This is a genomic window from Paucibacter sp. B2R-40 (genome assembly GCF_025717555.1).
In the GTDB taxonomy this organism is placed as follows: Bacteria; Pseudomonadota; Gammaproteobacteria; order Burkholderiales; family Burkholderiaceae_C; genus Paucibacter_A.
Map to the genome: position 1 here is coordinate 147,739 of NZ_JAJIRP010000002.1, position 13,937 is coordinate 161,675.

12 protein-coding genes are annotated in these 13,937 nt (G+C 63.1%); 5 read left to right on the forward strand and 7 right to left on the reverse strand.

Annotated elements, in window-relative coordinates; genetic code table 11:
* The first annotated feature begins 87 nt into the window (after positions 1-87).
* The gene (locus tag LNV09_RS04640) at positions 88-1,053 is read left to right on the forward strand and encodes a M48 family metallopeptidase (protein WP_263555914.1); all 966 of its coding nucleotides are present in this window, start codon (positions 88-90) and stop codon (positions 1,051-1,053) included.
* Between the two features lie 107 nt (positions 1,054-1,160).
* Here the strand turns inward: LNV09_RS04640 and yidC are convergent, their stop codons facing one another.
* From yidC to rpmH, 4 genes are read right to left on the reverse strand one after another with little or no spacing between them, the layout of a single operon-like run.
* Positions 1,161-2,888 (reverse strand): membrane protein insertase YidC, encoded by a 1,728-nt coding sequence (gene yidC / locus LNV09_RS04645; protein ID WP_263555915.1) that lies wholly within the window; start codon positions 2,886-2,888, stop codon positions 1,161-1,163.
* Complete coding sequence (gene yidD, locus LNV09_RS04650) at positions 2,885-3,205, reverse strand: membrane protein insertion efficiency factor YidD (RefSeq protein WP_263555916.1); 321 nt, start codon at positions 3,203-3,205, stop codon at positions 2,885-2,887. Before yidD ends, yidC begins: the two co-directional genes overlap by 4 nt.
* A 16-nt stretch (positions 3,206-3,221) precedes the next feature.
* On the reverse strand, positions 3,222-3,674 hold the full coding sequence (locus tag LNV09_RS04655; protein ID WP_263555917.1) for a ribonuclease P protein component: 453 nt from the start codon (positions 3,672-3,674) through the stop codon (positions 3,222-3,224).
* A 17-nt stretch (positions 3,675-3,691) separates the two neighbouring features.
* Positions 3,692-3,826 (reverse strand): 50S ribosomal protein L34, encoded by a 135-nt coding sequence (gene rpmH / locus LNV09_RS04660; protein WP_054021782.1) that lies wholly within the window; start codon positions 3,824-3,826, stop codon positions 3,692-3,694.
* Positions 3,827-4,188: 362 nt separating this feature from the next.
* Here rpmH and LNV09_RS04665 point away from each other — a divergent pair, with 362 nt between their 5' ends.
* From LNV09_RS04665 to gyrB, 4 genes are all read left to right on the forward strand, one after another.
* Positions 4,189-4,401 (forward strand): hypothetical protein, encoded by a 213-nt coding sequence (locus LNV09_RS04665; protein WP_263555918.1) that lies wholly within the window; start codon positions 4,189-4,191, stop codon positions 4,399-4,401.
* Between the two features lie 53 nt (positions 4,402-4,454).
* Positions 4,455-6,041: a chromosomal replication initiator protein DnaA gene (gene dnaA, locus LNV09_RS04670; RefSeq protein ID WP_263555919.1), complete on the forward strand. Its 1,587-nt coding sequence runs from the start codon at positions 4,455-4,457 to the stop codon at positions 6,039-6,041.
* A 132-nt stretch (positions 6,042-6,173) separates the two neighbouring features.
* On the forward strand, positions 6,174-7,298 hold the full coding sequence (gene dnaN / locus LNV09_RS04675) for a DNA polymerase III subunit beta (RefSeq protein ID WP_263555920.1): 1,125 nt from the start codon (positions 6,174-6,176) through the stop codon (positions 7,296-7,298).
* Positions 7,299-7,393: 95 nt separating this feature from the next.
* Positions 7,394-9,952: a DNA topoisomerase (ATP-hydrolyzing) subunit B gene (gene gyrB / locus LNV09_RS04680; RefSeq protein WP_263555921.1), complete on the forward strand. Its 2,559-nt coding sequence runs from the start codon at positions 7,394-7,396 to the stop codon at positions 9,950-9,952.
* 117 nt (positions 9,953-10,069) lie between these two features.
* Here gyrB and LNV09_RS04685 read toward each other — a convergent pair whose 3' ends face one another.
* From LNV09_RS04685 to LNV09_RS04695, 3 genes are read right to left on the reverse strand one after another with little or no spacing between them, the layout of a single operon-like run.
* The gene (locus tag LNV09_RS04685) at positions 10,070-12,340 is read right to left on the reverse strand and encodes a xanthine dehydrogenase family protein molybdopterin-binding subunit (protein ID WP_263555922.1); all 2,271 of its coding nucleotides are present in this window, start codon (positions 12,338-12,340) and stop codon (positions 10,070-10,072) included.
* A complete protein-coding gene (locus tag LNV09_RS04690) occupies positions 12,337-12,804 on the reverse strand; it encodes a (2Fe-2S)-binding protein (protein ID WP_263556280.1) in 468 nt (155 codons plus the stop codon). The genes LNV09_RS04685 and LNV09_RS04690 overlap by 4 nt, the downstream gene beginning before the upstream one ends.
* A 33-nt stretch (positions 12,805-12,837) precedes the next feature.
* Positions 12,838-13,812 carry an MBL fold metallo-hydrolase gene (locus tag LNV09_RS04695; RefSeq protein WP_263555923.1) on the reverse strand — a complete coding sequence of 325 codons (975 nt, stop codon included), beginning with the start codon at positions 13,810-13,812 and terminating at the stop codon, positions 12,838-12,840.
* Between the last annotated feature and the right edge of the window lie 125 nt (positions 13,813-13,937).

Genomic DNA, 13,937 nt, shown 5'->3' on the forward strand with positions numbered 1-13,937 from the left:
GCCGTCGATGCGCAATAAGCCCTTCGCAAACAGGCCTCAGAATAGTCGCAAACACCTTGCCCCAGCCCCGTTCGGCTCATTCGCTTCATGCCCCTAGACTCAGACTTCCAAATTAGCCCGCGCTTGCCGGCTGCTCCGAACTACGGTTTCGGCCATTGCGCCTGTCACCGCGAAGAAGCGGCCGCCACCGGAAAATTCAAGCGCTCGCGCCGACTCTTCACCGGTCTGCTGGGAGCCACAGCGCTGCTGCCGGCCTGGGCGCGGGACGGCGTTGAGGTCGGCAAAACGAGCTCCTTGACCAAGCTGGTGCCGGCCGAGCAAGTCGAGCAGGCCGGTGCTCAGCAGTACCAGCAGATGATGGTTCAGGCCAACCAGCAACGTGCGCTGGCGCCTGCCAATCACCCTCAGCTGATACGTCTGCGCTCGATCGCCAAACGCATCATTCCGCAGGCATTTGCGTGGAACCCCCGCGCCAAGGAATGGCGCTGGGAGGTGAACCTGATCGACAGCCCGCAGCTGAATGCTTTTTGCATGCCGGGCGGCAAGATCGCTTTTTTTTACGGCATCCTGGAAAAGCTCAAACTCACGGACGATGAGGTCGCCACCATCATGGGCCACGAGGTGGCGCATGCCTTGCGTGAGCATGCGCGTGAGCGCATGGCCAAGACGCAGGCGACCCGGCTCGGCGCCTCGGTGCTGTCTAGCTTGCTGGGGTTGGGCAATGTCGGCGACGCGGTGCTGGGCATGGGTGGGCAGTTGCTGACGCTGACCTTCAGCCGCGAGGATGAGAGCGAGGCCGATCTGGTCGGCATGGAGCTGGCCGCGCGAGCCGGCTACGACCCGGCGGCCGGCATCAGCCTGTGGCAGAAAATGGGCGCCGGTAGCAAAGGCGCACCGCCGCAATGGCTGTCTACCCACCCGGCCGGGCCGACCCGCATCCGCGACATCGAGGCCAACCTGCCCAAGGTCAAGGGTCTGTACGAGAAGGCCGACAAGCCCAGCCAGCGCTTTGACGTCGCGCCACCGCTGCGCAGGCCGGCCACGCAGGGTTGAGCACAAGGTTGAGCACAAAGTAAGTCGAGCGTTTCGAGCGCGCAAGAAAAAAGCCCCCAAGGCGCGATGCCATGGGGGCTTTTTGACCGGAGATGCGCGTCAGGCGATCAGCCCTGCACGCCCAGTCGCTTGTTGATGAACCATTGCTGAGCAATCGACAAGATATTGTTGGTCAACCAGTACAGCACCAAGCCGGACGGGAAGACGAAAAACATAAAGCTGAAGGCCAGCGGCATGAACCACATCATCTTGGCCTGCATTGGATCAGGCGGCGTCGGGTTCAACCAGACTTGGAACAGGCTGGACGCCGTCATCAGCAAGGGCAAGATGAAGTAAGGGTCTTTGGCCGAGAGGTCAACAATCCAGCCAATCCAGGGCGCGCCGCGCATCTCGACCGAAGAAAGCAGCACCCAATACAGACCCATGAAGAAAGGCATCTGCAGGAAGATCGGCAGGCAGCTGCCAATTGGGTTGACCTTTTCCTCGCGGTAGATGCGCATCATTTCCTGCTGCATCTCGGCCGGTTTGTCCTTCAGGCGCTCACGCATCGCTTGCACCTTGGGCCCGACGGCCTTCATCTTGGCCATGCTCTTGTAGGCGCTGGCGTTGAGCCAGTAGAAGGCGATCTTCAGCAGCACCACCAAGGCAATGATGGCCCAGCCCCAGTTGCCCAGGATGCCGTAAAGCTTTTCCAGCAGCCAGAACAAGGGCTTGGCCAGGATGGCGAAGATGCCGTAGTCCTTGACCAACTCGAAACCCGGGGCCAGCACGGAGAGCTTTTCTTCTTCCTGCGGGCCGACAAACAATTGGTCCGCATGGGTGGCTGTGGCGCCAGCTGCCAGCGCCGGCAAGGTGAACACCATGCCGACCGCATATTGATCGGGTACTGCGCCCTTGACCTTGCTGACGAAGAATTCACGCGGCGTGTGATCGTTGTGCAACCAGGCGCTGGCAAAGTAATGCTGGACCATCGCGACCCAGCCGTCGTCGGCGTTCTTGAGGATGTCGACCTTGCCCTTGTCGATGTCCTTGAACTCGACTTTTTGGAACTTGGTCTTGTCGGTGTAGAGCGCAGGGCCTGTGAAGGTCGATGTGAAGGCGGTGCCGCCAGGACCGGCCACATTGTTGCGCACCAGTTGCACATACACCTGCGGCGTCACGGCTGCGGCGCCCACGTTGACAACCTCATGCTTGACACCGATGACATGCTCACCGCGCTTGAAGGTAAAGGTCTTGATGTACTTGACGCCGCCCTGCTCGGGAGACTCCATGCGCACGACCAACTCGTTGGTGCCGGCCTTCATCTCGCGCTCGCCTGGCGCCACCGTCATCAAGGTGTTGTGGGTCGGCAAGGCCTCACCCTGGCTGCCGATCAGGCCTGTCTGCGCCTTGTAGCTGTGGCCCACGCTATCGAGCAACACGACCGGGCTTTGCGGTACGGTCGATTTGGCCTTGATGCCCACCGCTTGCAGGATGGGGTCAAACAGACCTGGTTCGGGGCCGGTAAGGTAGGTCGGCAACTCAACCCGGGTGACATCGCCACCCAAGGTATCCAGCGTGACATCCAAGACATCGGTCTTGATGTGCACCTTCTCGCTGGCCAGGGCCGCCGCAGCTGGCGCAGCGTTGGGCAAGCCCACCTGAGCGCCGGCAACTGGCGCAGCAGTCGGCACGCCGCTCAAACCGTTTGATGCGGCCGGGGCCACGGTGGCGACTTTCGGCGCCGGTGGGCTGAACATGGACGGCTGCCCATTGTGTTTTTGCCAGCCGTCCCAGAGTAGGACGAGCGACATGGTGAACACCACCCACAGCACGGTGCGGCGTATATCAGTCATGAGGAGGCTTCTGAATTGGAGTTTCGAGGAGGGGATGCCGGCATGCACACGCCAAGGCGGGTGAACAAGCCGGGCGCATTGTCAGGCACGGCGTCGTGGCCGCCTTCGCAAAACGGATTGCAACGCAAAATTCGGTACACGGTCAGATAGCTGCCGGCCAGCGCGCCATGGCGCTGCAGTGCTTGCAGCGAATAGGCAGAGCAAGTGGGTTCATAGCGGCAGCCCGCGTTTATCCAGGGGCTCAGCAGCAGGCGATAGCCGCGTACCAAGCCCATCAACATTCGCTGCGGGAGCGAAGAAAGTTTGATGGACAGCATGGTGACGGCCTAGCGCTCAGGCGCCGGAGCGGGCCAGCACCCGGCCGACCAGCTGCGCCAATTCGGCACGCACGGCCGCCCGCAGCGCATCCGAAGCAGCGCTGGGGAACAGCTTGCGATCAAAAGGCATGCGCAGCCGGACCACCCACAAGCCGGGCGGCAAAGTGGGTTGTCCGGCAAAGGCGGCACGGATCTGGCGCTTCATCAGCGAGCGAGTCACCGAACGTTTGGCATGGCGCTTGGGCACTATTGCACCCAACCAGCAAGCGTCCGGGAGTACTTCATCCACAGGGCTGTGGGTGACATGTGCATGGCCTGTTGATAACTTGACCTCCGCGGTGGATAAAACCTTGGCGGGCTTGCTAGGACAGGCGGCCAGGTGATGTACCGCGAAATGACTGCTGCGCACGCGGCTGGAGCTGGCCAGCACGCGCTCAAAGTCGGCCGATCGCACGATGCGGCCGATCATGACTCTGCTCTCTAGACTTAGACAGCCAGACGTTTACGGCCCTTGGCGCGGCGCGCAGCGATGACGGCGCGGCCGCCGCGTGTCTTCATGCGAACCAGAAAGCCATGGGTACGGGCGCGACGGGTCTTGGAGGCTTGGTAAGTACGTTTCATGATGAGGCCCCTTTAGGCAATATCTAGGCAGAAATAGCGAAGGTCTAAGGACGTCGGATGACGCTTTAGCGGTTGTTGGCGATCAGTCGCCGGCTTGCAAAACGATTTGCGGTTTGCACCCCGGTCGTCGGGCAGCTCCCGGCTTGAGATGAATCAAAGCCAAAAACCACGCTGCGACGGCCACTGATGTGTGCCGCGCCGGGGCGCCGCTTATGCGTTCACATGCGCTTGCAAGCATTGCGTAACGCGCCTGGGAAGGGTATCTGCCGACCTTTGAGTCTTTAGACCCCGCCCTTTATGGCGGCTAAGCTTTTGCCTGCCAGCGCTGCGTGGATAGGCGCTCGGCCCAAACGCACATCTTCATGCGCGCGCTGACCAAACATTCCTACTCCGCTATATCCAGCGTCCGGAAAACCCGCGATTACACCAAAGAAATGCAGGACCGTCAAGCCTTTACTGAGGACAACCCCACTCCACAAGCGCTTGCTTCCACCAAAAAATCTGTGGATAACTCGCAGCAGCTAGGCTTGAAACCCGTACAATCTGGCCGCTCTAGAACAAGTTTTCCACAATGAGCGCAGACATGCTTGGTGTAATGAGCGCAGACAAATTTGAGCCCCATAGTTTGATGGCAGGCGGATCGAAGGCAGACAGTGCAGCCCCGCCTGCAGCCACCAGCTACGGCGAAAACTCGGCCACCCACGCGGACCTTTGGCAACTTTGTTGCGAAAGACTGATTGCCGAACTGCCCGAGCAACAATTCAATACTTGGATTCGCCCCTTGCCGCCGGCTGTCGTCAGCGACGGTGGCGCAGCAGGCGGCTTGCTCGTGTCCTTGCGCGTGCCCAATCGCTTCAAGCTCGACTGGATTCGCAACCAATATGCCGGCCGCATTGAGTCGGTGCTGTCCGACTTGGCCGGTCAGCCGGCGCGGCTGGATCTGGCCTTGGCCTCGCGCGATTCACAGCCGCGCTCCGCTCCTCTCTCGGCAGTGGGCAATCAGCTGAACCAGCCACCGCATCAAGCCGCCTTGGCGGCCGGCCAAGTTCTGCACAACGGCCTGCGTCCGGTGATCAGCCAACCCAACCCAGCCCAGCCCGATGCAGGGCCTGGCAGCCAGCAAACCGTGCAAACACTGGGCGGGTCTCAGCAACCAGCGGCGCCCAAGCCTGCCAACCTGGCGCCCAGCGCCAGCCGACACCGCATCAATAGCGCGCTGACTTTTGACAATCTGGTGCCCGGCCGCGCCAATCAGATGGCCCGCACAGCCGCCCTGCATGTGGCCGGCGCGCCGGGTGCGATGTACAACCCGCTGTTCATCTATGGCGGCGTTGGCCTGGGCAAGACGCATTTGATCCATGCGGTGGGCAACGCGCTGCTGAAGGACAAGCCGGATGCGCGCGTGCTCTATCTGCACGCCGAGCAGTTCATCTCCGACGTGGTGAAGAACTACCAGCGCAAGACCTTCGACGAACTGAAGGCCAAGTACCACTCGCTGGACCTGCTGCTGATCGATGATGTGCAGTTCTTTGCCGGCAAAGAGCGCACGCAAGAAGAGTTCTTCAATGCGTTTGAGGCACTGCTGGCCAAGCGCGCCCACATCATCATGACCAGCGACACCTACCCCAAGGGGCTGGCCGATATCGATGAACGCCTGACCAGCCGCTTTGATGCCGGGCTGACGGTGGCGATCGAGCCGCCCGAACTGGAAATGCGCGTTGCGATTCTGATCAAGAAGGCCGAGGCCGAGCAGACGCCCATGCCCGAGGATGTGGCCTTCTTCATCGCCAAGAATGTGCGCGCCAATGTGCGTGAACTCGAAGGCGCGCTGCGCAAGGTCTTGGCCTACAGCCGCTTCAGCCACAAGGAAATCAATATCCAACTGGCGCGCGAGGCACTGAAGGACTTGCTGTCGATCCAGAACCGGCAGATCTCGGTCGAGAACATCCAGAAGACCGTCGCCGACTTCTACAAGATCAAGATCGCCGATATGTACAGCAAGAAGCGCCCGGCCAGCATTGCCCGGCCACGCCAGATCGCCATGTATATCGCCAAGGAGCTGACCCAAAAAAGCTTACCCGAAATTGGCGAGCTGTTCGGCGGGCGCGATCACACGACCGTCTTGCATGCGGTGCGCAAGATCGGCGGCGAGCGTCAGAAGAATACCGAGCTGAATCAGCAGCTGCATGTGCTGGAGCAGACGCTCAAGGGTTGATCCGAGGTAGGTCTAGCGTCAATTTACGACGGACCCATCAAGAATTGGCCTTGGAGTAGGTCAAAATGCGGTGCGCCGCCATGAGACGGGCGACCCGGTTAGAACAAGTCAGATAAGTGGAAAGAGGTTGACATGATTGTGTTGAAAGCCACCCAAGACAAGGTGCTCGGCGCCCTACAGGCGGTTGCAGGCATCGTGGAGAGGCGCCACACCCTGCCCGTTCTTGCCAATGTGCTGATCCGCAAGCATGGCGGCCAGTTGGAACTGACCACCAGCGATCTGGAAATTCAGGTCCGCACTACCGCCGAATTGGGCGGTGACGAAGGCGACTTCAGCACCACCGTCGGCGCGCGCAAGCTGATCGACATCCTGCGCTCGATGCCGGCCGACCAGACCGTCTCGCTGACTGCCAATGCCTCCAAGCTAACGCTGCAAGGTGGCAAGAGCCGCTTCACGCTGCAGACCTTGCCGGCCGACGACTTCCCGCTGGTGCAGGAAGCCGCCGACTTCGGCCCCGCCTTCGCCGTGCCGCAAAAGACCCTCAAGCACCTGATCAACCAGGTGCACTTCTCGATGGCGGTGCATGACATACGCTATTACCTGAACGGCATCTTGTTCGTCGCCGAGGGCAAGAGTCTGACGCTCGTCGCCACCGACGGCCACCGCCTGGCGCTGGCGCAAGCCGAGTTGGAGACAGAGATCCCCAAGCAAGAAGTCATCTTGCCACGCAAGACCGTGCTGGAGCTGATGCGTTTGCTGAAGGACGGCGGCAAGGATGCTGCGGATGAGCAGCCGATCGAAATGCGCTTCGCCGGCAACCAGGCCAAGTTCAGCTTCTCCGGCATGGAGTTCGTCACCAAGCTGGTCGAGGGCAAGTTCCCCGACTACAACCGCGTGATCCCGAAGAGCCACAAATTTAACGTCACGCTGGGCCGCTTGCAACTGCTGGCCAGCCTGCAGCGCGCCGCCATCCTGACCAGCGAGAAGTTCAAGGCCGTGCGCCTGTCCTTCGAGCCAGGTCAGCTGTCGATTGTGTCCAGCAATGCCGAGCAAGAAGATGCCCGCGAAGAGATCGACATCGATTACGCCGGCGACCTGATCGAGACCGGCTTCAACGTCACCTACCTGATGGACGTGTTGCAGAACATGAGCCAGGAGATGGTCAGCATCGACCTGAACGACAGCTCGGCCAGCGCCTTGATCACCATCCCCGAGCAGACCGGCTTCAAGTACGTCGTGATGCCAATGCGGATCTAGCCCGGCCACCGCAGAGTTTCAACCAGAGCGGGCTTAGGCCCGCTTGTGCGCTTTTGAAGGGCTTGAGTTTTGGCCCACGTTAGAGAGAGTTCCAGATGACAGATGCCCAGAATCCCGAATCCAAGCCCGCTGAAAGCGCCAATGCCGAAGGCCTGACCGACAAGCAGACCGCAGCAGCCGCCTCGGGTGGCGTCTACGGCGCCGATTCGATCCAGATCCTGGAAGGCCTGGAAGCGGTGCGCAAGCGCCCCGGCATGTATATCGGCGACACCTCCGATGGCACCGGCCTGCACCATCTGGTCTTTGAAGTCGTCGACAACTCGATCGACGAATCCTTGGCTGGTCATTGCGACGACATCATCGTCACCATCCACACCGACAACTCGATCAGCGTCATCGACAACGGCCGCGGCATCCCCACCGACGTCAAGATGGACGACAAGCACGAGCCCAAGCGCAGTGCCGCCGAAATCGCCTTGACCGAGCTGCACGCCGGCGGCAAGTTCAACCAGAACAGCTACAAGGTCTCGGGCGGCTTGCACGGCGTCGGCGTGAGTTGCGTGAACGGCCTGTCCAAGACGCTGCGCCTGACGGTGCGTCGCGACGGCAAGATTCACCAACTCGATTTCAAGCAAGGCGTGCCGCAAGACCGCGTGCTGGAGATGCGCGACGGCTTTGAGGTCAGCCCGATGAAAATCGTCGGCGAAACCGACAAGCGCGGCACCGAAGTTCATTTCGTGCCCGACACCGAGATTTTCCAGACCAATAACGAGTTCCACTACGACATCCTGGCCAAGCGCCTGCGTGAACTCTCGTTCCTGAACAATGGCGTGAAGATCCGCCTGGTCGACGAGCGCAATAACAAGGAAGACAACTTCGCCTATGCGGGCGGCGTGAAGGGCTTTGTCGAGTTCATCAACAAGGGCAAGAACACCTTGCACCCGACCATCTTCCACGCCCAAGGCGACAAGATCAGCGACCAGGGCACCAATGTCGGCGTCGAGGTCTCGATGCAGTGGAACGAGAGCTACAACGAGAACGTGCTCTGCTTCACCAACAACATCCCGCAGCGTGACGGTGGCACCCACCTGACCGGTCTGCGCGCCGCGATGACGCGGGTCTTGAACAAATACATCACCGACAACGACCTCGCCAAAAAGGCCAAGGTCGAGGTGGCCGGCGACGATATGCGCGAAGGCCTGGCCTGTGTGGTCTCGGTCAAGGTGCCCGAGCCCAAGTTCAGCTCGCAAACCAAAGACAAGCTGGTCTCCAGCGAAGTGCGCGCACCGGTGGAAGACATCGTGAGCCGCCTGCTGACCGACTATCTGCTCGAGAACCCGATCGACGCCAAGATCATCTGCGGCAAGATCCTGGACGCTGCACGCGCCCGTGAAGCGGCCCGCAAAGCTCGCGAGATGACGCGCCGCAAGGGTGTACTGGACGGCCTGGGCCTGCCCGGCAAGCTGGCCGACTGCCAGGAAAAAGACCCCGCGCTGTGCGAAATCTACATCGTCGAGGGCGACTCCGCCGGCGGCTCCGCCAAGCAGGGCCGCGACCGCAAGTTCCAGGCCATCCTGCCGCTGCGCGGCAAGATTTTGAACGTCGAGAAAGCGCGTTATGAGAAGTTGCTGACCAGCAATGAAATCCTGACGCTGATCACCGCGCTGGGCACCGGCATCGGCCGCGGCGCCGGCAGCGATGATTTCAACCCCGACAAGCTGCGCTACCACCGCATCATCATCATGACCGACGCGGACGTTGACGGCGCCCACATCCGCACGCTCTTGCTGACCTTCTTCTACCGTCAGATGCCGGAGTTATGCGAGCGCGGCCATATCTACATCGCCCAGCCGCCGCTCTACAAGGTCAAGGTCGGCAAGCATGAGCAATACCTGAAGGATGCGCATGAGCTGGACGGCTTCCTGCTCAAGATCGCGATGCAGGACGCCCATCTGCACACCGGCATTGGCGATGCAGTTCTCTCAGGCGAGACGCTGGAAACCCTGGCACGCCAATATGTGGCGGCCGAGAGCGTGATCACCCGCCTGTCCAACTGGATGGACTTTGAAGCGCTGCGCGTGCTGTCCAGCGGCCTGGCCATCAACCTCGACAACAAGGAAGCGGCCGAAGCCGCTGCTGCAGCGATGCAAGGCGCGCTGCATGAAGCCGAGGTCAACAGCGAATACGACGAGCGCACCGACAAACTCTTGCTGCGCATCAGCCGCAAGCAGCACGGCAACACCCGCTCCAGCGTCATCAATGCCGACTTTGTGCACAGCGCCGACTACGCGGTGCTGGCCAGTGCCGGCGTGACCTTCAAGGGACTGATCGGCGAGAACGCTGTGGTGCGCAAGGGCGAAGGCGAAAAAGCCAAGGAAAGCAAGATCCCGGACTTCCGCACCGCGATGTCCTGGCTGATGACGCAAGCCGAAAACTCCGTCGGCCGCCAGCGTTATAAAGGGCTGGGAGAGATGAACCCAAGCCAGTTGTGGGAAACCACGATGGACCCGACCGTGCGCCGCCTGCTGCGCGTGCAAATCGACGACGCCATCGAGGCCGACCGCGTGTTCACCATGCTGATGGGTGACGAGGTCGAGCCACGCCGCGAGTTCATTGAGCAGAATGCTTTGCGTGCAGGGAACATAGACGTTTGATTCTTGTTGTAGAGGCTCGGGAGTTAACTTAACGGTTGTCGGCCAACTGCGGGGCACCGCTGATTCATCAAAATTGTCCGTGGTCAAGCCGCGATTCCTTGAATTCAGCGCTCCGGCTTACCCCTCCAACACCCATCCCGCCCTTGTCAGTGGCAGTCGCGTGATTGCCTTGGCCGGGTCGCGGCCGCTGGCGGCGAAGAGGGCGTTGGCCAGCGCTGGGCCGATGGAGGCCGGGCCTTCTTCGCCGACGCCGCGAGGCTGCTCGCCGCTGCCGAGCACGACAAGGTCAATCGGTGGGGTCTGGGCCAGCGTCAGCAGCGGATAGCTGTCGAAGTTGGCTTGCTGCACCTGTCCGTCTTTCAGCGTGATCTCGCCGGCCAGCGCGGCGCTGAGGCCGAAGATGGTGCCGCCCATCAGCTGGGCGCGCACCGCGTCTGGGTTGACGACCAGGCCGACGTCGACCGCCGCCGTGATGCGCTCGATGCGGAAGCGCCCCGGCGCCGGCACCGAGATCTGCACGATATGGGCGCTGCGTGCAGCATTGCCCGAGCTCAGCGCAAGACCCTGGAAATGCCCGGGTGGCAAGACCTGGCCCCAGCCGGCGCGTTCGGCCAGGGCGCGCAGAAGCGCCAGTGTGTTGGGCTTTTTCTCCAGCATGCGCAGCCGGTAGGCGAGCGGGTCGATGCCGGCCAGCGCAGCGGCGCGGTCGATGCTGCACTCGTAGAAGAAGGTGTTCTGCGAGGCGCCGACCGAGCGCCAATAGCCGCAGGGTACGCCCGCATCAACGCGGCTCCAGCCCAGTTGCATGGGGCCGACTCCGTAGTCGTGCCGGGTCCAGCCCATGCCGACGGACCAGTCGAAGTCGGGGCTGGGCTCGCCGTTGCTCAGGCTGCTGTATTCAAGCAGCGAGGGATTGGCGGCGTCCACGCGCAGCGCTTGCGGCCAGCCCTCGCTATCGAGCGCCAGGCGCACCCGCGCTGCGGCGGCGGGACGGTAGCCTCCGGCCCGCATATCGGTCTCGCGCGACCAGATCAGCTGCACCGGACGCTTCATCTGCTTGGCGATCAGCGCGGCCTGCACAGCAAAGCCATGTTCGAGCCGGCGGCCAAAGCCGCCACCGATCAGCATGGCGTTGATCTGCACCTGCTCGGGCTTGAGCCCCAGCGCACGGGCCACGCCGCGCTGGGTGTCGCCGGCGCTCTGGGTGGACAGCCACAATGCCGCGCCTTTCGGGCCGACCTCGGCCAGCGCATTCATCGGCTCCATGGTCGCGTGGGCGAGGAAGGGCACGTCGTAGCTGATGTCCAGCACGCCTTTGCCGTGGCTTATGGCCTGGCTCAGCGCTTGAGCCACGGCGGCATCGTCAATGCGTGGGTCGTCGCGTTGGTCGAAGGGTTTGCCCGCACCGCGAGCGGTGGCGGCGAGCAGCTCGGCGCGCAAGGCCTCGCTGTCGGTGGCGGCGTGCGGCCCGGCGCTCCAGCGGGGCTGGAGTGCCTGCAGGGCTTGACGGGCGGTCCAATAACTGTCGGCGACTACGGCAAGTGCGGCAAGCGCGGCCAGCGTGCCGGGCAGACGGACGATGCCGCGCACGCCTGGAAACGGCTTGGCCGGGCGCTCGTCCACGCCAAGTAGCTCGGCGCCGAAGCGTGGCGCGTGGATCAGCGCAGCGTAAAGCATGCCGGGGCGGCGCGCGTCGATGCCAAAGCGGGCGCTGCCGTTGACCTTGGCCGGCAGGTCGATGCGTTGGCTGCCTTCCTTGCCAACGAAGCGGCGCTCCGCGGCGGGCTTGCGCGGCGCGTCCTTGGGCGCGGGCAGCGCGGCGGCCTCGGCCAGCAGCGCGGCATAGGGTAGACGCTGGCGGCCATCGGGATGCAAGACCTGACCCCCTTCGCCTGCATTGCTGAGGCAGTCGGCCGCGGGCACACCCCAGCGCGCGGCCGCTGCCTGGATCAGCATGGCGCGAGCGGTGGCGCAAAGCTGGCCGATCTCGCGCCAGGACAGCGAGGTGCCAAAGCTGCCGAAGCTGGCGTAGTCCTTTATCCTCGGGCTGAAATAGCGCGCTTCCACCGGCGCCTGCTCGACACGTACCCGGTCCAGCGGGAGGTCCAGCTCCTCGGCAGCCATCAGGCGCACGGCACTGTGCGTGCCCTGGCCAAGTTCGACCACATAGCTGAGCACGGTCAGGCCGCCCTGCGCATCAAAGCGCAGCCAGATACCGAAGCCAGGCACGCCGGCTGCGGCTGCAGCTGCAGCTGCAGCAGGGGCTGTAGTTTGGGCCTCGCTTGGCGCCAGGCCCAGCGTCCAGAGGCCGGCGACCAGGCTGGAGTGCAGCAGCAGCGCGCGGCGGGCTGGACTGGCAAGCCGGCCAGGATTCTGGCCTGCGTTCATGTGGTGCTCCCGGCTTGCAGTGCGGTGGCGGCGCGCTCAATGGCGGCGCGCACGCGCGGGTAGGTGCCGCAACGGCAGAGATTGCTCATCGCCGCCTTGATCTGCACCTCACTGGGGCGGCGCTGCTCGGCCAGCAGCGCGGCGGCGGCCATCAGCATGCCGGACTGGCAGTAGCCGCATTGCGGCACCTGCTCGTCCAGCCAGGCCTGCTGCAGCGCGCGGCCGATGCGGCTCTGGTCCAGCGCCTCAATGGTGGTGATGCGGCGGCCCTTGAGCGCTTGGATGGGCAGCACGCAGCAGCGCGTCGCGGCACCGTCGATATGGACGGTGCAGGCGCCGCACTGGGCTGCGCCGCAACCGAACTTGGTGCCGGTCAGCGCCAGGTCTTCGCGCAGCAGCCAGAGCAGCGGTTTGTCGGGCGCTGCCTGGACGCGGTGCGTCTGGCCGTTGATCTGCAATTGCATGGCTTTGGGTTTCATCGGTGTGCAGCCTGTCGTTCAAGGTGTCGTCGTGGCCGGCGCTATCGCGGCGTAGTCGACAGGCACCCAGATGTAGTTGAGCCCCAGCGAGCGCAGGCGGCCGATGCCTGGGAAGGCCAAGTGCGCTCCCGCGATCAGCTCATCGCTGCGTGCTGCTGCGGCGAACTCACGGTTGCGCAGCGCGATGCCCTGGGCTGCGTCCTTCTCGCCCGGCGGAACGGCCTCAGGCAGCTCGAACTGCACCTTGTCGTTGACAACGAAGTCGCCCCAGAAGTGCATGCGCTGCCCCCGGCTTTCGATCACGTAGAAGCTGTGGCCCTCGGTGTGGCCGTAGCGGGCCACAGCCTTCAGCTCAGGCGAGAAGCGGGTGTCGCCGTCGAAGGCCTGGTAGCGCTGAGCGCTGATATAGGGCGCCAGCTTGGCGACGATCGCCTGCGCGGTCTTGTTGCCCTTGGCTGCGGCGGCCTGCCATTGCGGCAGTTCGTGCGCGTCGGCATGCACCACCGCATTGGGAAACGAGCGCTGCTTGCCATCGGCCAGGCCGAAGACATGGTCGGGGTGCATATGGGTGATGTAGATATCGTCCACCTGCTCCGGCGCATAGCCGGCCGCCTTCAGGTTGTCGAACAACTGGCCGTAGCCCGCCGCGCTGCCCCGGCCGCCCGCATCGATGAGGATCAGCTTCTTGCCGGTGTTCACCAGAAAGGCGATGGTCGAGAAGTCGTTGCTGGGCTGCGCTTGGGTGCGCCGGCGCAGGCTGGCCTTGTGCTCGACCGTGAGCGAGGGAAACAGCTCGTCGATCGCCTCCGGCCAGGGGTCGTTGGCATCCAGCAGTGCCGTCACTTCCAGGTCCCCCACCATCAGCCGGTAAAAGCCCGGCGCCTGGCTCCTGGCCATCGGAGCGGCCGCGTGGGCGGCCGGCAGTATTGCCGCGATCGCCAGCATCAAATAGGCCCATCGAGGCCAGTTAAGAAGATCACGAAGGTGTTGCATGAGACGGTGCCGGGCGGCATGGTTGGACGGAAGGCGCAGTATGGGCAGCCGGCGCCGCGCGATCCAGGCCTGTGGTACAGGTACGGTCAGTCGTGTTACGAATCCGCGCGGGTATGAGCGATCAT

Bases quoted from the DNA above. Each gene is read 5' to 3' on its own strand.
- LNV09_RS04695 (WP_263555923.1), bottom strand. From the start codon at position 13,812: ATGCAACACCTTCGTGATCTTCTTAACTGGCCTCGATGGGCCTATTTG.
- LNV09_RS04640 (WP_263555914.1), top strand. From the start codon at position 88: ATGCCCCTAGACTCAGACTTCCAAATTAGCCCGCGCTTGCCGGCTGCT.
- rpmH (WP_054021782.1), bottom strand. From the start codon at position 3,826: ATGAAACGTACTTACCAAGCCTCCAAGACCCGTCGCGCCCGTACCCAT.
- LNV09_RS04690 (WP_263556280.1), bottom strand. From the start codon at position 12,804: ATGCAATTGCAGATCAACGGCCAGACGCACCGCGTCCAGGCAGCGCCC.
- LNV09_RS04685 (WP_263555922.1), bottom strand. From the start codon at position 12,340: ATGAACGCAGGCCAGAATCCTGGCCGGCTTGCCAGTCCAGCCCGCCGC.
- yidD (WP_263555916.1), bottom strand. From the start codon at position 3,205: ATGCTGTCCATCAAACTTTCTTCGCTCCCGCAGCGAATGTTGATGGGC.
- LNV09_RS04665 (WP_263555918.1), top strand. From the start codon at position 4,189: ATGCGCGCGCTGACCAAACATTCCTACTCCGCTATATCCAGCGTCCGG.
- yidC (WP_263555915.1), bottom strand. From the start codon at position 2,888: ATGACTGATATACGCCGCACCGTGCTGTGGGTGGTGTTCACCATGTCG.
- gyrB (WP_263555921.1), top strand. From the start codon at position 7,394: ATGACAGATGCCCAGAATCCCGAATCCAAGCCCGCTGAAAGCGCCAAT.
- dnaN (WP_263555920.1), top strand. From the start codon at position 6,174: ATGATTGTGTTGAAAGCCACCCAAGACAAGGTGCTCGGCGCCCTACAG.
- dnaA (WP_263555919.1), top strand. From the start codon at position 4,455: ATGGCAGGCGGATCGAAGGCAGACAGTGCAGCCCCGCCTGCAGCCACC.
- LNV09_RS04655 (WP_263555917.1), bottom strand. From the start codon at position 3,674: ATGATCGGCCGCATCGTGCGATCGGCCGACTTTGAGCGCGTGCTGGCC.